Raw genomic sequence first — 19,445 nt, 5'->3', positions numbered from 1 at the left:
GAATGCTGAAAGTGACCGGTCTGACCGATAAATAAGAGTAACGCAAACAACCATTGATGGCATGGTAGTCATCAATGGTTGTTCTTTCATTTGGGTTTGCAATTGTAAATAATGGAGCTATGCTTACGTTAAAGTGGATTAGGAGAGGAATATCTCTTGGCAAAGAGCCCACCAAGTCACCAAATAAAAAAGAGCCACATTTTATGGTTAATAGGATTACTCATAGTGATTCTATCGAGCATGCGCCTGCTGTGGGTGGAAGTGTTCCCTGATCAACAGCAGGTGACGATAAAGAAGGGGTATCTCGATTTGCGCGAATGGGATGCCGAAGAAGGCGGCATTCTGTTGCTTGACGGAGAGTGGGAGTTTTATCCCATGCAGTGGCTGCTGGATGGGAGCGGGCAGGATACATCAGGCGGGCCGAAGCCGCCGAAGCTGATTGCGGTTCCGGGGGGATGGAATCAAGCTCTGCATGGTAATGGCAAAGCGTCTCCATATGGATTTGCTTCCTATCGCCTGCGTATTCTAGTGAATCCCGAGGAGAAGCTGAATTATAGCATTCGCGTGCCTAGCGTACGTTCGTCATCCGAATTATATGTCAATGGCCGTTTGCTTGCCGAATCCGGGCGGGTGGCGGACACGAAGGAAGCCTATACCGCGAAGAACCTGCCGTATTCTGCAAGCTTTACGGCGGACGGCAACGGCGTCATCGAATTAGTAATTCAGGCGGCCAATTATGTGGATAGCCGAAGCAGCGGCATAGCCAGGTCCATTAAATTGGGTTCAGAGGAAGCCGTGGCCAAAGAAATGAAACTCTCGGTTTCGATGCAAACGCTGGGAGCCGTTATCTTTCTTATGCATTCCGTTTATGCACTCATTTTATTTTTACTGGGGAATAGGGAAAAGAGGCTGCTGTATTTTTCCTTGCTGACCCTCTGCGTAACCCTTTCGAGCATATTGAGCACGGATGAGAAGCTGTTCCATCAATTCATATACATCAGCAGCGATTGGGATTTTCGGTTGTCCAATGCCGCCTTTATGATTGGATGCTATGCGTTGCTGGAATGCACGAATCATCGCGAACTCTCTTATTGGAACAGGGTTCATCCCGTTTATGCCGTCACGATCTTAGGAACTGCCGGCATTACATTGTTCTTGGCTCCGCCGCAGGTGATCATGCTTTTCCCGGTTTATTTTTTGCTCGGCTGCGTAACGGCCGTCATCACGATCATTGCAATCACCAAAACCATAATGAAGGGCATTAAAGACCATTTGCTGCTGCTTTTTTCCATGGTTGCGTTGGTCCATCATTTCCTGTGGGCGTTGTTCTTGCGGGAAAGCGCCTTAAGTGTTGCCCATTATCCGTTTGACCTGATCCTTTCGATGGGATGTTTGGCCGCTGTATGGTTTAAGGGTTATTTCAAGATGCATGCGAACACGAAAGAGATTGCCGCAACCTTGCAAAGAGTGAATGACCATAAGGATCAATTCCTGGCGAACACGTCCCATGAATTCAAAAATCCGCTGCACAGCATGCTTAACATGTCGCAATCCGTGTTGAACCGGGAACGGCCTTTGCTGCAGGACAGGAGTGTGAAAGAGCTTGAAACGATTCTGACCGTCGGACGTCGTCTAACACTAATATTAAACGATTTGATTGACGTCATGAGTCTGCGGGATGGCAATCCGCGGCTGCAGAAAAAAGCCGTATCGATCCAGCCCATCGTGACGGGGGTGATGGATATGCTGCAATTTAACGCGGAAGTGAAGTCGGTCAGCATCGTCAATCAGATCCCGGAGGATTTCCCTCCCGTCTTGGCGGACGAGAACCGGATGATTCAAGTCGTGTTCAATCTGCTGCATAATGCCGTAAAATACACGAATGAAGGGTATATTTCGATTCAAGCTTTTACAGAGGACGACAGAGCCTATATCGCGATTGCCGATACGGGGATCGGAATGGACGAAACCATGCTGAAGCGCTTGTTCCTTCCGTATGAGCAGGCGAGCGCCAGCGAGACCATGATCGAAGGCGGATTTGGGTTAGGTCTAAGCATAAGCAAGCAGCTCATTGAGCTTCATCGGGGTACGCTTGAGGTGGCCTCCGTTCCAGGGGAGGGCTCGAGATTTACGTTTTCATTAAAGCTGGCAGGGTTCGAAACAGAGGAAGTTCAGCGTGATTCTAACTCTAACGGACCGCCGACATTGCCGTCCATGCCGATGCAGGATACCATTGGGGCCGGTTTGCAAAAAGAGGAGATCTTCCCGCCAGCCGCGATACAAGGAGCTTTACCCGAAAGGAGAAGTAACCGGCCGACCCTGCTCATCATTGACGACGATCCCGTCAACCTTCAGGTGCTTGAAGCCATACTGCCTCCTGACGAATACGAGGTGACGATGGCAACAAGCGGTAAAGAAGCGTTGGCGGTACTGGATGCGAAGGAGTGGGATTTGGTCATCTCCGATATTATGATGCCGCAGATGTCCGGGTATGAGCTGACGCGGAGGATTCGCGAGCGGTTTACGCTCACGGAGCTCCCTGTGCTGCTGCTTACTGCAAGAAGCCAACCGAAAGACATCCAAAGTGGGTTTCTGGCGGGGGCCAACGATTATGTGACCAAGCCGGTGGAGGCCATGGAAATCAGGTCGAGGATTGAGGCCTTAACGACGATTAAACAAACGGTCCGGGAGCAACTCCGACTGGAAGCGGCATGGCTGCAAGCGCAAATCCAGCCTCATTTTTTATTCAATGCATTAAATGCGGTGACGGCCCTAAGCGACGTTGATTTGGACAAGATGCGGAATCTGCTTGAGGAGTTCAGCAACTTTCTGAGATATAAATTCAGATTCCAAGACACGGCTGGACTTGTACCGATCGAGGAGGAGCTGAGTCTGGTGCGCTCGTATCTTTATATCGAGCAGGTTCGGTTTGAAGAGCGGCTGCAGGTGGTTTGGGAGGTAGACGACTGCGGAGCCTTGCAAATTCCGTTCCTTTCGATCCAGCCCTTGGTCGAAAATGCGATAAGGCATGGCGTCATGAAGCGCACTTATGGGGGAACCATACATATTCGAATTTCCGTCCATGCCGCGCATGCCGAGATAACCGTTCAGGACGATGGGATCGGAATGGAAGAAGCTCAATTGCAGCGAATCCTAGAGAGAACAGCAAACCATCAGTCCGGGGTCGGATTGATCAATACGGACCAGCGATTAAAACGGCATTTCGGAACAGGGCTTCATATTCAGAGCAGGTTAGGCGAAGGAACCCGGGTAACTTTTCATGCACGCATCTAAACCTCGGGATAAAACGATATCAGGCGGTGAGATGAATGGAGAGATTGAAAAACAGCGGATTTTATAAACTGAAATTTCTAATAACGCCGGAAGAATTCAACCAAATGTTGACATGTTTTGAGCAAAAACAAGCCAAATTTCACCGTACGAATCATGCCATGACCCAGCATGATCTGGATCAGGTGACTGAGGCGTATCGTACCTATTATCAGTATTTTACGGCGCAAGAACGGCCCGATTACCACCCTTTCTTTGTCTATTCTATTTCGATTGCTGAGGGGGATGAAAGCTCCGGATTCTTTGTCAGAAATGAAGGTGTCTCATTCCCCTACCGGGGACAGTGGGCAGAAGATGAATTACCCTATATCTTGCTCTCCCTTCCAAAGGGAATTCGAATCGATGCAGAGGATGAACGAGGAAAGTATTATCTGTATGAGGATATTCGGGGACACCGGCCGTTGACGTATGTTTTTTTCGAAGAAATGGCAGCATCCATGAAAAAAATGACCAAGCCGCTTCGTTTCTCGGTACAAGCCGCAAACGCTATGCAAGAGCAGAAGCCGGCTGTTCGCATAAGTCAACAAGCGGTGAATGATCTGATTGACTCGTGGATCGTTAAGAAATATGGGCTGGTTATGAACAACTAGAAGGACATATCAGGCACGTATAGAGCGTAAGGCAATCTAGCCTTCCAGAAACACCCGGTCCGGATACTTCACTTCCGGGTATTCCTCCGAGGGGCCGGTTAGAAGCTTACTCTCCATTCCGCGCAAATGCTGATTAAAGAATTCCAGCACGTAGCGGTTGACGATTTCGGCTCCCCTTGATCCATTCATGCTTCCGGTCATGCCGGTCAGGCGGGTAAGCGGAGAGTACAGCTGAAGATCGGTGAAATTATAGTGTCCTGCGCCTTCGATATAAACGGTCCGTCCTAGTCCCTGTTGAGATAAGCGATCCATTAGCTTCAGTTCCAATTCCCGATTCGCCAGAATCATGTCGAATTGTTCTCGCGTTAACCCCAGTGCTTGGAGCTCGGCTTCCGTAGCCGGGGTTTGGCGATACTTCGCCTGCTGTTCGTTCACCTTCATAAAATCCTCCGATTCCATGAACATAAACGGTTTCTCCATGTCGTCCCGGTCCTTCGTTATGAATAACGTTCCGTCCATATTCACACCGGCTTTGATCCGCGGGTTGGAATAAACGGCTTCAAAGGCTGCAGCCCCGCCGAAGGAATGGCCCATCATGCCGATGTTGTCCAGATCTAAGGCTCCTTTAAACTTGCTGGCGACGGCGCCTGATTGAAGCCTCTCCAACTGATCCGTGACAAAGGCGATATCCTCATTCCACACCTTCAAAATAGTGCGGCTGTCCTCGAATAATCGCTCCTGGGATTGTTCCGTGAGAAAACCGGTTACGCGCCCATCGGGAAATGCGGTGGCGGCCGTGCTGTACGTATGATCGATGGCAAATACGATATAGCCGTGGCTGGCAAGATGTTCAGCCTGGGACGAATGCAAAATTCTGCCGACCCCCATGCCGTGCGACAACAGCACCACCGGATACGGATTCTCCGCCAGCCGCAAATCGGCATGGCCGTTAGCGTTGGCCCGGCTGTATTTCCAATAGTCTAACGCGGCCGCGGGAAGGCCCAGATATTCGGAATATGCTTGCATATAGGTATGAAAGAGCCGTTTATCCTTAGGAAACACCGTAGCTTTCTCGGCGTCATGGCCAGACGCTGCGGCCGGATACCATACCTGAACGATAAGCTCACGTTTGTCGCCTTTTTGTTCGGTAAACGTTTCTTCCCGGTCCGCATCAACGAAATGGAGCGTATCCGTTCCCACCCTGAACTCGCCCGAGGGCTTCGGTAAATGGAAAACCGGCAGCAGTGCCGATAAGGCAACCGATCCGCCCAGCAAAACGACCGAAAGGCCCCATATCGTGTACCGCAGCGGTTTCTTGACCGTTCGGCGTTTGAACAGAACCAACACAAAGAGCAAAGCGGTGACGATGTAGGCCGGAATCATCTGCCACCTGTATCCCTCAACCAGCAGCTGCACGGCGAACAGCAAACCGCCAGCGATGCAGACGATCGCGCCAGCCTTCCGATTTATTGTGTTACGGCTCAACAGTATTATCAGCATCGCAACGCAGGCTGCAACCCACAACATTTCCAGAACTCTCATACGCACGCTCGCTCCTTGTTATCGCAATTATTTGTATGATAACGGATCAAGGTTAAAACGAGCGGATGGTTTCGTTTAAAAAAGGTTTAAATCCGTGCTGTCCTATGTAGGATTCTCCGGTGTCGGTACCGGAGGCTCGCGCTTTTTGCCAAACCTGCATGTTTCTACATATCGGCATCTTTCGGCTCGAGCAGTGCCAGCAGCTCCGAAATGGAGTCGGCATGCTGATCGCTGCCGTTCATAATTGCTTTGAATACAGGAGCCGCTTCCTGCAGCAGCACATAACTGAAGTAATAATAACTGATGAAGATTTCCGCTTCATAACCGGGGGGTTCCTCTTCTTCCCATCGCAAATCGTCTTCTTCGTCGTCTTCCGGCCATAAGTATCTTTCGTCCAGCAGCTTATCCATCGTTTCAACCGTTTGTGCCGAATCCATATATTCCACGGTTATGGCTGAAGCTACGGATAAGTATAATTCCATTTCCTCTGAAGAGACCTGCTCCGGTTTCTGTTTGGCAAGCTCCCGCAGGAGCATAAGCAGGGCCCATGGTGTCGTCTGCCACAGGGTGCCTTGGTGCTCGATCAGGCTGGCCAATTCTTTATATTGTCGTGTTTCCAATAGCCGAGGAATATCCGTACCTCTTCCATAGGCTGTCGTCAACCGCTGCCACGGCACGCTGGCTGTCGTATGGGTCAAAGCGTTCATCTCCTTCACCTCCTACATATGTATCCCGGGGAGTTTACAGCCACCCTTTATCTTCCGCGATCGTGACGGCCTGCTGCCGGGAATCCGCCTCCAGCTTCTGGATGGCGGAGGACAGGTAGTTGCGCACGGTTCCCCTTGTCAGAAACAAGGCTTTGCTGATGTCGCCGGTAGTCATGCCTTCCTTGGTTAACCGGAGCATTTCGATTTCCCGTTCGCTGAGCGGATTCTCCTCCTTCATGAAGAGCGCGGCCGCCAAGTCGGTGCTCACGACCCGCTCGCCCTTCATGACCCGCCGGATGGCCTCAATCAAGAAATCGATGGGCTCGTCCTTTAACAGATAGCCCTCCACCTGCGCCTCCATCGCTTTTTGCAAATAACCGGGACGTGCGAAGGTCGTGACGATCACGATTTTGCAGGATAGGCCTGCTTGACGTATGGACTCGGCCAATTCCAGGCCGTTAATATGAGGCATCTCGATGTCGAGCAGGCACACGTCCGGCTGATGCTGCCGAATCGCGTCCCAGGCGAGCTGCCCGTCCGGCACCTCGGCCACCACCTCGATGTCGTCTTCGAAATTGAGCAGTGAGGCGAATGCGCCGCGAAGCATTTGCTGATCTTCTGCAATGACGATTCGAATCATGATGCGTCCTCCTTTTCATGCCGGCGAAGCGGGAGTTTCAGGGACACCTTGGTGCCCCCCTGAGGCAACGGGTCGATGGCGGAGGACCCGCCCAGCGTCTTCATCCGCTCCATGATCGACGGAAGGCCGTTTCCGCCGGCGTTCCCCGCAAGACCCACGCCGTCATCCGCGATATGGATCCCGAAGGCATGATCCTTCGTTTCCAGTTTGACGGTGCACCGGTCGGCCCTGCTATGCTTGATAATATTGGTCATGGCTTCCCGGACGCAGAGCGCCAGCATCGTTTCTTCCACGCTGGATAACAGTGGAGGCTTCTCCGGATTCTCGATGCTCAGCGCAATTCCTGCCGTATGCAGCAGCTTGGCCGAATGCTCCAGCTCGCTTGCCAGCGAGATGAACTTCATATCGGATACCAGCTCCCTCACCTGCTTGAGGGCGGTTCTGGAGGTATCCAGAATCTCGCTAAGCTCCCGTTTGGCCTGGCTCGGATCCTTATCCACCCATTTCGTTGCCAGCTCGCTCTTCATTTTGATCATCATGAGGGTCTGCCCCAAGGTATCGTGGAGATCCCTGGCGATTCGCTGCCGCTCCTCCTGCTGGATATACTTTGCGATCTGCTCGTTGGCTTCATCCAGTTCCCCCTGCAGGCTTTTTGCTTTCTCCTTGATGTAGATGACGATCGGATATACCGACTGTATGATCATGATCGGAAGGTAAATGGCATTGGACGTTTCGAGCAGCGGTTCCTTTCGGAAAACGAACACGAGCAGGAATGATAGGGCAATGGCCGCACAGCCGATGGCGATATGTACCTTGGACTTGGACCGGCCCAGCAAATCGGCAAAAATGATCCCGAACAGCAGGGTGCTCGGCCCCGTATACACCCCGAGTACGCCTACAGCGAACAGGCCCGCCAGCACGGCAGCCAGCAGCCAGCCGCCCCGACGCCATAATGCGACATAGAATGAAACAAGGAACAGCAGGAGCAGCAAAAGGCTGCCCCACAGTCCCAGCGCCGTATCCGAACGAAACACCTGGTAGCATAAGAATACGGTCAGTATGATATCGATGAGCAAATAACTTTTGATCTGATCCCTCGGGTACAACTTATAGAACATATCGAGCCCCCAATTTCGGCTATCTTGATTCGAAGAAACCTATCGCCTGTTTGCGGGCGGTCTCCATGGGCCCCAGCTTAAAGCGGCGGAGCCATAGGGACGCCATGCCCAGCAGAAATGCGGAGATAACCAGCCAGATGGCGATAGTGGCCGCTGAATTCAGCTTGCCGGCAAGCCCCAACCCCCAGCCGTAAAAGATGGTGGATGCGATGATGTTCTGGAGCACATAGCAGCTCAGTGACATTTTTCCGACGTTCTCCAGACGGCACCATAGCCATTCCCATTTCGTATATTGTATCATTCTCGCAATGATTGCTATATACCCCATAGACATAAGTGGAGCGAATAAATAGCGCACCGGTAGATCGAAAGCGCCGCCGGGAACGAATATGAGCAGGTTGAGCGGCACGCCGACATATATACCCAGCTTGAATAGCCTTTTTCGCAGCCTTTTGCCGTTGTCATCTGGGGCGAATACGCCTGAGCGCATAAAGCGAACCCCTAGCAGGAACAGAAACACATTGGTCGGAATCACGAGGATGGCTTCCATTCGCAGCGGAAGGAAGTTCGCCAGCCGATATTGGACTTGCTCCATCCAAGTTCCTTCTTGATAAAGAGCAACGATATCGCCAAAACTGCCCAGCGATACGCTTGCGCCGCTCGCCAGCATCAGTCCTGCGAGGGCCAGAATCGCAATAGCGAAGACGCTGCCGATTATGTTCATCGTGCGGGCGATGAGCCGGTCGCCGCCCTTTACGATAAAGGCTGCAATGATGGCGGTAATCCCGTAACTCATCAAGATGTCATACTCCATGACTAATATAAAATGCAGCAGGCCTTCGAGGATTAAAAACAGAACGGCCCATAAATAAACACCAGGCCACGGCTTTCCTTTGCGCTTGGCCTGCCGGTACTTCATTTCCAGACCGACCCCGAACATGATCGTCAGCAGTCCGAGCAGCTTCCCGTTTACCAGAAACAAGACGATCATCCGGAGAAGATCGTCCGCTCCCCACCAGCCGGAGTGATCAAAGGTGGTAATGTAGCGTAGATCCCCCGCATGTGCGAAGATCCAAATATTCGTCCCGAGCGTTCCCAGGATCGCGAAGCCCCGCAAAATATCCAGCAGGCGAATTCTGCCCGTTCGTTGTTCCATTCTTCCATTCCTTCTTTCTTCTAGGTTCTCTTGTCTTTTTATTGTAGGTACGATCTCCCTGGCGCAACATTCACACCTGTAAAGAGATCCGTATGACACGTGTCATAAAAGCAGGGAGAACGAACGGAAGAAGTCGGATGGGGTTCTCGTCATGGCTTGAAAATTGTGGAATAATAGAAGAAAACAGGAGGAGTGATCATGTACATCGTATCGGGACCGAGGCCGCTGTCGGATGGCCAAAGTCAAGTGCTTGGAAGAGAGGAAGAGGGGGGTTATCCGCCGGGCTACGTCCGGTTTATGCAGCGATTCGGCGAAGGGACTTACCGCGGGTGGATGAATGTCCAGCAGCCGGATAGGGAGGTGCTGCAGCCTTTTGCCGAGTACGGGTTATGGGAGCATGACGATGACAGTCCCATTACGGAGCCGCAGATTGCGGAGTGTATCGCTATAGGGACAACGGTGGACGGTGATTTTCTGGCGGTGCATCCCCAGACGGCTCAGTTGCTCTGGCTGCCTCGACATGCGGACCATATACAGGCAATCTTGCTGCAGTCACGAGAGCGGAACGATGAAGGCCTGTACGCCGCGGTGCTGGATGAAATATACCGTCAGGTGTATGGAAGCAGCCAAGAGGGAGTCGTCTATTACGAACCGTGGACGGGTACGCGGAGCCATCTCTTTTTGCGTTTGCCGCCAAGGGAGGATCAACCTTCGCTGCCCGAGCTGGCCGGTATGTGTCAAGCGTCCTTTCCGCCGGATCTATGCGTGGAAAACGAATATACATGCAGCTTGTTCTACCGGGAACTGGGCGGATATGTACGATTCAATTATGCTTATCAGCAAGAGGTAGCCGTCTTCTATGAACAGGATGCAGGGCAGGCATTTGCCGTTATAGAGGCATGGCTCCTGTCGAAAGGGTGCGAAAGAATAGCATAACAGTTGGATCCATACCGGCACTCTCAAGCGGGGAACTGCGTTTAAGTTAAAGGGGGACATGGGATGAAGCTGGCTTTTTCGCTGGATACACACGGAACGTGTGTAGGTCAATTAAGAGACGAGCTGCTGCCGTTAGAGGAAATGGCTGCCGCCTGGAAGTTTCCGTTCGATATCTTTGTTGTATTTCGCGTTTTGCCGGAAAGTTATGGCCGAAAAACATCCAGACGTTTGGATAGCAGGGATCATACCCTCGACTTGGATATCAGTTTAAGTTATGAGCAGTACCAACGGATGTCCAAACACGAGCAGCGCGAGGCACTGGGGAGTTATCTCTACGACTATCTGTCGGAGTCCGTTGCTAAATATAAAAAGCGCGCAGATGCGGAGACCCAAAAACAGCTGCTGGACCGGGTGAAAGAATGGATGCTCGAACACGGTTGGCTGCATGGAAAAATCCATCAGGCACGGGAGCTTCTGGCGCAAGACATCGACCTCTATGAAATCAGCCGAACGCTGCAAATGCCGCTGGAAGAAGTGGAATATATGTATCTCCGCATGAATGGCCATGAGCCTGCAGACGTTCATCCCGATAACATCGCAGCAGGAAAAGCCCCGCCATATCCTTTGTAAGCGCCTAAGGAGCTGTTCATGCGATAGGAGCGTATCAAGCGGCAGGGCTAGAGCTGTCCCAAATCTCGAACTGCCGTCTCCAAGATCAGCCGCGTTATCTTCCTTAAGCTTGTCATTCAAATGCTCCCCGATGTAAGGGACATCCGTTTCGCCGAGCTCAATCAGCTGCTCGTACGCTTCATAGTCGGTTTTCCAGAAGCTGTATGGGCTGCCCTTGCCGGATTCTCCCTGCTCAATGACGGTAACCCAGTGTTTCACCTGCTCCCGGAGGGGCTTCTGCTGTACCTCGTTGATGGCCGCCTGAAAAGCTTCGTTTTGCGCTTTGACGTAAGGCATGGCCTTGTACAGCTGCTCTTCACTGACACATCGTCGAAGCAGCTGACTGGTCGTCAGAAAATCTCCCCCAACGCCGTCCGCCGCCGAGACATAGGCGATGAAATCATCGGTGCGATGGAGCCGCTGAAAATCGTGCCGCAGGCGGTGGATCACATCGATGGCAATCAAGAACAGCTGCGAGTCGAAGAGCTTCTTCTCAAACAGATAACGCTGCTCGATATCGAGATAACCGGGCTCCTCCAACATGATGCAGGCATATATGTCCAGCCATGTCCCGAGCCGCTCCGGCATGGTTTCGTACATAAACGGATAATCGGCCTCCGCGTATTTCAAGTCATCATAAAGCCGCTCCCGGATCCGGTCCTCTCCTCGTTCCGGATGCCGCTTCCGTTCATATTCGAGGTTTTGCTCCACGCTTTGGTCGAGTCCTTCGAATGCCATATTCAACGCCTGCCGGAGGCATTCCTGCCTTACACATCATGTGAAAAAAGGAAAATTCGTTCCAATTATTGAAATAAGGAAGAAGCATACGTACACAGGATTTACGCTGGGAGGAAAATCGATGATCGTTCTGAAAGATATCGGTAAATTTGAGGAACTACCGGAGATTGCGATGCACATCTACAAAGGGAACATTCCGGCTTTGCAGGAGGCAATAACCGCAGGCTGGGATATAGAGGATGGCATCGTACTAAGCAAATACACGACGGTAAGCCCGCTCGATCTGGCGTTGATCTCACAGCGCATGGATGTTGTGAAGCTGCTGGTCGAGCACGGCGTTAACCTGAATGTCCATCATAATCCGGCTTTTTTGCGAGCGGTGCGGTACGGCAAGGAAGATATCGTTCGTTATATCGCAGCACAGGGCGCCGAGCTGGATAAACTCAATCAAACCGGGTCAGGCGCATATGCACAGGCCTATTACGGCAATAAAAAAAACATCCCGCTCATTCATGAGCTGGGATTGGATCTCAAGCTGCATGGCAGCGCGGTGCTGCGCCAAGCCGTGTCGGACCATGATTATAAGACACTCGATTATCTACTCGATCATGGGGCGGACATCAATTATAATCAGCCCGATATGGTCCATCCTTATCAAGCGACTCCGCTAACCGTGGCCACGCGGATGGGGAATCAGCGCATGGTCAAGCATCTGATTGAGCGCGGCGCTGACGTGACGTTGGCGGAAAAGGACGGCGAACGGCCGTATACGATTGCGGTCGGCAATAAGGATACCGTCCTGGCCGACTACTTGAAATCGCTGGAGCCGGCCGAGTTTCATAGCTTAGAGAACAAGAAGTATGCGCTGAAAAAGTATAAATTGACCGATGAATTGGTCCGTTTTCTGACAGGAGACCAGCTGCGGCTTAAGCTGCCGGAGAATGAATACGAAATCGGGTATATCGACTTCTTCACATTGACCGATATAATCGAGATGAAAGTCGGGCGCCAGAAGCTTTTGCGCTTGTCAGCCGACATTGACAATTACTCCGATCTGCAGCTCGTATGGAATCGGAAGAAAAAGGGCCTGATTGGTTGTTACGATGTGGAGCATCAGACGTACGCCGATCTATGCAGCTTTTCCGAGTTCCTTGGGCAGCCTGAATCGTACCTCATCCGTTTTCTTGAGGGAGAGCTGTAATCGAGAATTCATGGTCAAGGTATATAGGCGCCTACGACCTCGAATTTCAACTCATTATCTATGGTCATATGCCTTACTTCGATGATATTGCCTTGTTGGAACGTTGGGATGCTTATGATCGGGATAACGGTCCTTACGACGGTATGGATCGTCCCGCCATCCGGTTTCGTGACGCTTAGGTCGAGCAACACTTCAGGTTGATCGTTAACCTGCACATTCGTTTGCCGGATCGAGTTGATCTGTGCTTGAGCGGGCGTACCGCTCGCGAGAATCGTCTTGCGCTGCACGTTTCGGTTGTTGTACGCCCGTAATTCCTTGGTGAATTTCGCGATGAAGAAGGACGGCGTGATCAGTGAGAAAATGACGATGATCACAATAAGGGTCGTCAATGGCTGCACCTCGCTTTCCAATCATAATCGGAATTCTAAAATCGCACGGCTTCCATTTTAAGTTTATTTTAGCAAAAAAGATAAGTCCAGGCGTTTCGCTTTTTTTTATCATCTATAAGAGTGAAATCATTCCTCATTTTCCAAAGTCGTAATACTTTCGCCCTGTTGGCCGGCTGCAAGGTATGGGATGATGGGTTCATCAAAGATTTGAGGTCATGGACTTTGAACCTTTGGCCTTCAGGCTATTGCGATCCTTCCTTCTATTTCAATTGGCGAACCTAGGGTCGCAGCTTTCCTGAGGGAGTTTGATTCAAGAGAGGAGGCGTCCAGGCTATCATATTCCTTCCTTCTATTATTCTTTCAATGACATTAGGGATATGGCTTTCCTGGACTCTTTAATATGATGAACTCGATTTATTTACGTAGAGCGAACAAATTGATGGTTGATGCAGAGAATGAATCGGATCGTCTCCCAAAAGCTTATCTGGCGACGGCCGTGAAGAATATCGAGCACCTTGGGTATACGTTCTCGTATCCATTGCTGCACGCCGTGCGAGCCTTATCCAGAGAGCAGTTCGAAGCGCTTTATCAACCGCTGATTAACGATTTACGGGTGATGGTAGGCGCGCATGTAAAATATGAGCCGATGTATCCCGCGTTCCCGATGCAGGTGATGGAGGAGGCTGATGCGGAGCTGTACCTGAATGCCATCTATCATTATCTGACTTGGGATTTGCCTGCATATGAGCATGAAGAGAGACCTCCGTTGCAGGATGAAGTCAACCTGAAAACCATTGATCTGGGAAGCAAGGCGGATTTCTATGCCATGATACGCCAGCTGATCCAAGCTAAAGGCTCCATCTCCCCAACGGATAAAGAGGATATTGAGACCGTTATTGAGCTTCTCGACCCCGAGGAACTGGATGTCATTCTCCCTCCCGAGATTCCGTTCAAGGAGAATGCGGGATTCGTGGCAGCTGCGTTAATGAAGCATGACAAGGGGAATGTCGAGCGGATCGGGCGTTATTTCAAAACCGCAACCGATGTCTTTCGTCTGGCGGTGGCGTGGTCAGGCGGGGATGTCAGTCTTGCGGAGGCTACGCGGTTTCGCAAATTTAAGCGGCGCGAAAGACGGCTGCTTCTGGGATTGCTGGAACGCTGCCATCCGATAACGGAGGATATGCTCAGATTTAAGGACCGCTGGATTCGTTTGGGCGAAATCCTCCATCCTTCCGAATATAAACACCGGTATAAACGCTGCGAGGAAGCCTTTGATATTTTGCGGAATCAAAAGCCCTTTACCACCTATAACGGGAGTGTCGAGCTTGCATTTCAGTACGACCAGGTCTGGAATTTGATCGATTTATTGATGCAGCGTCCGGGCGAGTTTGCCCGCAGATTGGATAAGTTGCTGCGATCCACCGAACATACAGAGTATGTCGTTTTGGCGTTTGGCGAGGTGGCGAATCAAGTATCGACGCCGGTCTTGCTGCAAGTGAAGAATCATTTTTCCCGCCGACACGAACCTCAAGAGCTGCGCGTCTTTTTCCCGAAAGGAAATGTGGCTAAAGCCTTTGCCGTACCCCACACGCTTCCGGAGATCGATGAAGCGGCATGCCGAGACATCGTGCAGGTATGCGAGCAGGCGCTGGTCCAGCGGTTCGCCTCGCTGCCGCCCTTGGGGAAGGCCTATGTCGATAAGCGATTGAAGGATTATCATGTGCCGTTCTCGCATAGATCGGCAAGCAAAGCCCTGCATACGTTGGTTCGGGGAAGCCGCGTGCCGATGGCGGAAGGGGATACCATCCGTTTCTTCAGCTGGTGGAAGGAAGGACGCGTGAACGGGGAGCCTACTGGCCGCGTGGATATTGACCTGTCCGCCGTCATGTATGATCACGACTGGCAGTACGTCGAGCATATTTCTTATACGAATCTGCGGTCCTCCCATTACAGGGCCGTGCACAGCGGGGATATCGTGTCAGCTCCTCAAGGAGCATGCGAATTCATTGATCTGCATATTCCAACCATCGTCCAATACGGCGGACGATATATTGTGGCGACTCTTCATTCGTATACAAATCAACCGTACTGCAACCTGCCGGAGTGCTTCGTGGGCTGGATGATGCGAAAGAAACCCGGTTCCGGTGAAATATTCGAGCCCTCGACGGTGGCTAATAAAATCGATGTCGCCGCCGATACGCAGATCGCTATTCCCGTTATCCTGGATTTGGTGGAGCGTACGGTCATCTGGACCGATCTGTCCCTAACCAGACATCCACACTACTACAACAATGTAGAGGGGAATCAGAAGGGGATGGTCTTGATGGGCAAAGCCATGACAGCCCTGCGGAAGCCCGATCTGTACGATCTGTTCATGCTGCATGCCAAGGCAAGAGGAGAGTCCGTAGACCATGCGGAACAGGCGGAAACGATCTTCTCGGTGGAACATGGGGTGACCCCGTTCGATATTGAGCATATTATGGCGGATTATGTTGTGTAAGTTCATGCGGATGCCGTTATGATTAGGAGCAGCTTAGGCTGCTCCTTTTTTGCTGGATCGAAGAGTGAAGAAGCATGTTTTTGGTTACCCCTGCATTCCGGAATTCAGTATTTCTAGGTAATGAGCATTGTACATGATGCCAAGTATGTTGCCGAATGGATCGGTGACGGATGCCGTGATGAACCCTTCCCCACGGTGGGTGAGCGGTTCATATTCTTTGGCTCCCATGGATTTCAATCGGCCGAGGGTGGCCTCTATATCATCGACATGCCAGTACATGATCGCTCCGCCGGGGCCGGACATTGGCTGTTCAGGGGCAAAACGGCGATCGATGAGACCCAGCTCGTGCTGGTAGTCTCCAATCCGAAATTCGGCGTAAGCCAGTTTCCCGTCGGGACCTGACCTTTCGAAGTATGGCCCCATACCCAGCAGATCGGAATACCAAGCCTTTGCCGCTTCCATATCATCTGCCCAGTAACTGATGGTCGCAAATCCCCGCAATGTTTGGTTTCTGTTCATCATTTATTTACCTCCTAAGACGTTTAAGATTGGTTTTATGGCTATTATGAGTGGTGATGACTGACGCCTTTATGTCAGTGTTTTGGTTTTTTCTAAGCGCCGGAGTATTTGGTTAACACGATAGGAGCTATCATTTTTATGATATGGGGATGTAAAATGACGATTTTCATGACAGCAGTCACTATTTTGAAAGAAATGGACGATATACAATAGAAGGCGGTTGGAATTTGTCGATAAAAGTAATTCACATCATATGGAATATGGCGTAAACTGCGATAATTCCGACGGTACGTACATAATTGGATAGGTTAAGGAATTTGACACCACTCATTAGGGGAGGCACATATGCATATTGTCAAGAAAATAGGGCTGTTATCTCTAATCGTATCTATTGTAGCTGGGCTGTTGTTTCTTAAGCCGACCGGTGTAGTCTATGCATCGTCTCCGACGGCCACGATCGTGGTTGCCGATACGACGCTATCGATTGGTGAAACTTCATTGGTAACGATCACGTTCTCGGAAGCGGTAACAGGCTTTACGCTAGCAGACCTGACAGTAGCGAATGGCACATTAAGCGGTTTGAGCTCGTCCGATGGTGGGATCACATGGACGGCGACGTTGACGCCAACTTCTGGCATCATAGATGCAACCAACATCATCACGCTTGATAATACGGGTGTGGCCGATTTGGCGGGCAATGCGGGTACTGGTATCACCAGTTCCAACAATTATGCGATTGATACGACACAGCTGACAGCCACGATTGTGGTTGCCGATACGACGCTATCGATTGGTGAAACTTCATTGGTAACGATCACGTTCTCGGAAGCGGTAACAGGCTTTACGCTAGCAGACCTGACAGTAGCGAATGGCACATTAAGCGGTTTGAGCACGTCCGACAATATCACGTATACGGTGACGTTAACGCCAGACACCGGCATCACAGATGCAACCAATGTCATTACGCTGGATAACACGGGCGTGCAGAATGCGGCAGGTAATGCGGGAGCGGGTACCACGGATTCTAACAATTACGCAATCGATACACGGAGGCCAATAGCTACTATTGTTGTTGCCGACACGGCGTTATCCATCGGCGAAACTTCAACGGTGACCATTACATTCTCGGAAGCGGTAATAGGCTTCACGAATGCAGATCTGACGGTGGCAAACGGTACGCTGAGTGCCGTGAGCTCGTCCGATGGTGGGATCACATGGACGGCGACGTTGACGCCAACTTCTGGCATCATAGATGCAACCAACATCATCACGCTTGATAATACGGGTGTGGCCGATTTGGCGGGCAATGCGGGTACTGGTATCACCAGTTCCAACAATTATGCGATTGATACGACACAGCTGACAGCCACGATTGTGGTTGCCGATACGACGCTATCGATTGGTGAAACTTCATTGGTAACGATCACGTTCTCGGAAGCAGTAACAGGCTTTACGCTAGCAGACCTGACAGTAGCGAATGGCACATTAAGCGGTTTGAGTACGTCCGATGGCGGGATCACATGGGCGGCGACGTTGACGCCAGTCCCTGGCATCACAGATGCAACCAATATCATTACGCTCGACAATACGGGCGTACAGAATGCAGCAGGTAAAGCGGGTAAGGGTACCTCCGATTCGAACAATTACGCGATCGATACACAGCGGCCGACCGCTACCATTGTAGTTGCGGACACGGCGTTATCTATTGGGGAAACTTCATTGGTGACCATTACATTCTCGGAAGCGGTTAGTGGCTTCGCCAATGGGGACCTGACGGTGGCAAACGGTGCGTTAAGCAGCGTTAGTTCAACTGACAACATGACATGGACAGCAACGCTCACGCCGAATTCCAATGTAGACTCGGCGACGAATACCATCACGCTTGATAACTCGGGGGTGACCGATTACGCAGGTAATGCGGGAGCAGGCTTGACGGAATCCAATTCGTACTCAGTGTTCACGGTGCCGGCATCTGCGGATTTAAGCAGTGTGACGTTATCGAACGGGACACTAAGCCCTGTCTTTGCTTCTGGAACAGAAGTGTACACGTCAAGCGTGCCTAATTCCGTTTCCTCGCTGACCGTAACCGCGACTGCACTCGATAGTCGTGCCACGATGACGGTTAACGGTAATTTAGTAATAAGCGGGCAAACAAGTTCCAATATACTGCTGAACGTAGGATCCAATACGATTGTGATTGTTGTAACGGCAAGCGATCAATCGACGAGAACCTATACGATCACTGTGACTCGTGAGAATAGTTCTTCTACCGGTGGTGGTTCTTCTAATGGGGGAGGTGCATCCACCGATGGCGGTTCGCGTACGCCAACGGCTCCCATCGACAATACAGTTACTTCATCCGATGGAAAAATCACGCTGCCAACAGGAAGACCTGGGTTGGTTAGCCTGGGGAAAGAAATCATCATCTCCATTCCCGCAGGCGCCACACCTCAGGAACTGAAATTATCGATTGAGAAAATACGAAATACCGAAGCTCTCTTGAAGAATAACGAGGTTTTGGCAAGCCCGGTGTTTGACGTTCTAACAAACTTCTCGGGGAACTTTAGCAAACCCGTGAAACTGACTTTAGCTTACGACGCTGCAAGCTTAAAGAGCGATCAAACGGCGGCCGTCTTTTATTTTGATGAAATGAAGAGGGCATGGGTGAAAGTCGAGGGCGGCATGATACAGGAGAATCATATATCCGTAGAGGTCAATCACTTTACGAAGTATGCAGCGCTCGTCGTAAATAAAGCCACAGGAATGCCCGTTATAGACAAACCAACAGACCCGGCAGCGGAAATTGCCTTTACCGATATTTCGGGGCACTGGGCCGAAGCAAGCGTTAAGGAAGCGATACGTGAGGGTATCGTAACGGGATATCCCGATGAAACGTTTAAGCCGGGCAATACCGTGACGCGCGCTGAATTTTCCGTCATGCTGATGAATGCACTGAAGTCAACCGATGCTGAAGCGGAGTTGATATTCACGGATACAGCATGGATTGGGGAGTGGGCCAAGAAGGCAGTTTCGCAGGCTGTGCAGGCGGGCATTATTCATGGCTATCAGGATGGATCTTTCCGTCCAAATGCAAAAATGACGCGCGCAGAGATGGCAGCAATGATTGCGAATGCGCTCGAGCTATCCACCAAGGACATCCCCACAACCTCTTTTTCAGATGACAAGGCTATTCCTGCTTGGGCGAAAAGCTCTGTTGAAGCGCTGAAGGAACTTGGTATTGTTAAGGGAATAGGCGCAGGCGAATTTAATCCGAGAGCTCAAACCACGAGAGCAGAGGCCGTAATCGTTCTGATGAACATGTTAGGTCAATCCAAATAAAGATTAGCGGCGAATACAGAGGACACCGATAAGGGGTCCTCTGTATTTGC

The 19,445-nt window shown here is 51.1% G+C and carries 14 protein-coding genes; 6 read left to right on the top strand and 8 right to left on the bottom strand.

Translation table 11 applies throughout. The features are described 5' to 3' along the window. The first annotated feature begins 156 nt into the window (after nucleotides 1–156). Nucleotides 157–3,294: an ATP-binding protein gene (locus MHI43_RS31595; RefSeq protein WP_036659500.1), complete on the top strand. Its 3,138-nt coding sequence runs from the start codon at nucleotides 157–159 to the stop codon at nucleotides 3,292–3,294. A gap of 35 nt (nucleotides 3,295–3,329) precedes the next feature. Further along, nucleotides 3,330–3,941: a hypothetical protein gene (locus MHI43_RS31590; protein ID WP_036659499.1), complete on the top strand. Its 612-nt coding sequence runs from the start codon at nucleotides 3,330–3,332 to the stop codon at nucleotides 3,939–3,941. A 36-nt stretch (nucleotides 3,942–3,977) separates the two neighbouring features. Here MHI43_RS31590 and MHI43_RS31585 read toward each other — a convergent pair whose 3' ends face one another. The 5 genes from MHI43_RS31585 to MHI43_RS31565 form a co-directional block, all read right to left on the bottom strand. Next, nucleotides 3,978–5,483 carry a dienelactone hydrolase family protein gene (locus tag MHI43_RS31585; protein WP_015738040.1) on the bottom strand — a complete coding sequence of 502 codons (1,506 nt, stop codon included), beginning with the start codon at nucleotides 5,481–5,483 and terminating at the stop codon, nucleotides 3,978–3,980. Between the two features lie 164 nt (nucleotides 5,484–5,647). Next, entirely contained in the window at nucleotides 5,648–6,190 is a 543-nt protein-coding gene (locus MHI43_RS31580) for a hypothetical protein (protein WP_015738039.1), read from the bottom strand. 34 nt (nucleotides 6,191–6,224) lie between these two features. Continuing rightward, nucleotides 6,225–6,830 carry a response regulator transcription factor gene (locus MHI43_RS31575; protein ID WP_015738038.1) on the bottom strand — a complete coding sequence of 202 codons (606 nt, stop codon included), beginning with the start codon at nucleotides 6,828–6,830 and terminating at the stop codon, nucleotides 6,225–6,227. Then, complete coding sequence (locus tag MHI43_RS31570; protein ID WP_015738037.1) at nucleotides 6,827–7,948, bottom strand: sensor histidine kinase; 1,122 nt, start codon at nucleotides 7,946–7,948, stop codon at nucleotides 6,827–6,829. Before MHI43_RS31570 ends, MHI43_RS31575 begins: the two co-directional genes overlap by 4 nt. 19 nt (nucleotides 7,949–7,967) lie before the next feature. Beyond that, nucleotides 7,968–9,104 carry a DUF418 domain-containing protein gene (locus MHI43_RS31565; protein ID WP_036659497.1) on the bottom strand — a complete coding sequence of 379 codons (1,137 nt, stop codon included), beginning with the start codon at nucleotides 9,102–9,104 and terminating at the stop codon, nucleotides 7,968–7,970. A gap of 198 nt (nucleotides 9,105–9,302) precedes the next feature. Between MHI43_RS31565 and MHI43_RS31560 the strand changes: the two genes are divergently transcribed. Further along, on the top strand, nucleotides 9,303–10,040 hold the full coding sequence (locus tag MHI43_RS31560; RefSeq protein WP_036659495.1) for a hypothetical protein: 738 nt from the start codon (nucleotides 9,303–9,305) through the stop codon (nucleotides 10,038–10,040). 267 nt (nucleotides 10,041–10,307) lie between these two features. On the opposite strand, the gene MHI43_RS31555 is transcribed toward MHI43_RS31560, so the two are convergent. Further along, nucleotides 10,308–11,447, bottom strand: coding sequence for a hypothetical protein (locus MHI43_RS31555; RefSeq protein ID WP_036659493.1), 1,140 nt, complete (start codon nucleotides 11,445–11,447; stop codon nucleotides 10,308–10,310). Between the two features lie 121 nt (nucleotides 11,448–11,568). On the opposite strand from MHI43_RS31555, the gene MHI43_RS31550 reads away from it, so the two are divergent. After that, nucleotides 11,569–12,648 carry an ankyrin repeat domain-containing protein gene (locus tag MHI43_RS31550; protein ID WP_036659491.1) on the top strand — a complete coding sequence of 360 codons (1,080 nt, stop codon included), beginning with the start codon at nucleotides 11,569–11,571 and terminating at the stop codon, nucleotides 12,646–12,648. A 14-nt stretch (nucleotides 12,649–12,662) separates the two neighbouring features. Here MHI43_RS31550 and MHI43_RS31545 read toward each other — a convergent pair whose 3' ends face one another. Continuing rightward, nucleotides 12,663–13,046, bottom strand: a complete 384-nt coding sequence (locus MHI43_RS31545; protein WP_235201596.1) for a hypothetical protein — start codon at nucleotides 13,044–13,046, stop codon at nucleotides 12,663–12,665. Nucleotides 13,047–13,437: 391 nt separating this feature from the next. On the opposite strand from MHI43_RS31545, the gene MHI43_RS31540 reads away from it, so the two are divergent. After that, nucleotides 13,438–15,537, top strand: a complete 2,100-nt coding sequence (locus MHI43_RS31540) for a TerD family protein (RefSeq protein WP_036659489.1) — start codon at nucleotides 13,438–13,440, stop codon at nucleotides 15,535–15,537. Between the two features lie 84 nt (nucleotides 15,538–15,621). Here MHI43_RS31540 and MHI43_RS31535 read toward each other — a convergent pair whose 3' ends face one another. Then, nucleotides 15,622–16,056, bottom strand: coding sequence for a VOC family protein (locus MHI43_RS31535; protein WP_036659610.1), 435 nt, complete (start codon nucleotides 16,054–16,056; stop codon nucleotides 15,622–15,624). 405 nt (nucleotides 16,057–16,461) lie between these two features. Between MHI43_RS31535 and MHI43_RS31530 the strand changes: the two genes are divergently transcribed. After that, nucleotides 16,462–19,395, top strand: a complete 2,934-nt coding sequence (locus MHI43_RS31530; protein ID WP_200868594.1) for an Ig-like domain-containing protein — start codon at nucleotides 16,462–16,464, stop codon at nucleotides 19,393–19,395. Nucleotides 19,396–19,445: the final 50 nt, after the last annotated feature.

The sequence above is a fragment of the Paenibacillus sp. FSL H8-0457 genome (assembly GCF_038051935.1).
In the GTDB taxonomy this organism is placed as follows: Bacteria; Bacillota; Bacilli; order Paenibacillales; family Paenibacillaceae; genus Paenibacillus_AQ; species Paenibacillus_AQ lautus_A.
This window is presented reverse-complemented; position numbering and strand designations above follow the sequence as displayed.

Excerpts from the sequence above, each read along its gene's own strand:
- MHI43_RS31560 (WP_036659495.1), top strand. The coding sequence starts at position 9,303 with ATGTACATCGTATCGGGACCGAGGCCGCTGTCGGATGGCCAAAGTCAA.
- MHI43_RS31555 (WP_036659493.1), bottom strand. The coding sequence starts at position 11,447 with ATGGCATTCGAAGGACTCGACCAAAGCGTGGAGCAAAACCTCGAATAT.
- MHI43_RS31565 (WP_036659497.1), bottom strand. The coding sequence starts at position 9,104 with ATGGAACAACGAACGGGCAGAATTCGCCTGCTGGATATTTTGCGGGGC.
- MHI43_RS31580 (WP_015738039.1), bottom strand. The coding sequence starts at position 6,190 with ATGAACGCTTTGACCCATACGACAGCCAGCGTGCCGTGGCAGCGGTTG.
- MHI43_RS31570 (WP_015738037.1), bottom strand. The coding sequence starts at position 7,948 with ATGTTCTATAAGTTGTACCCGAGGGATCAGATCAAAAGTTATTTGCTC.
- MHI43_RS31535 (WP_036659610.1), bottom strand. The coding sequence starts at position 16,056 with ATGAACAGAAACCAAACATTGCGGGGATTTGCGACCATCAGTTACTGG.
- MHI43_RS31540 (WP_036659489.1), top strand. The coding sequence starts at position 13,438 with ATGATGAACTCGATTTATTTACGTAGAGCGAACAAATTGATGGTTGAT.
- MHI43_RS31575 (WP_015738038.1), bottom strand. The coding sequence starts at position 6,830 with ATGATTCGAATCGTCATTGCAGAAGATCAGCAAATGCTTCGCGGCGCA.
- MHI43_RS31590 (WP_036659499.1), top strand. The coding sequence starts at position 3,330 with ATGGAGAGATTGAAAAACAGCGGATTTTATAAACTGAAATTTCTAATA.
- MHI43_RS31585 (WP_015738040.1), bottom strand. The coding sequence starts at position 5,483 with ATGAGAGTTCTGGAAATGTTGTGGGTTGCAGCCTGCGTTGCGATGCTG.
- MHI43_RS31550 (WP_036659491.1), top strand. The coding sequence starts at position 11,569 with ATGATCGTTCTGAAAGATATCGGTAAATTTGAGGAACTACCGGAGATT.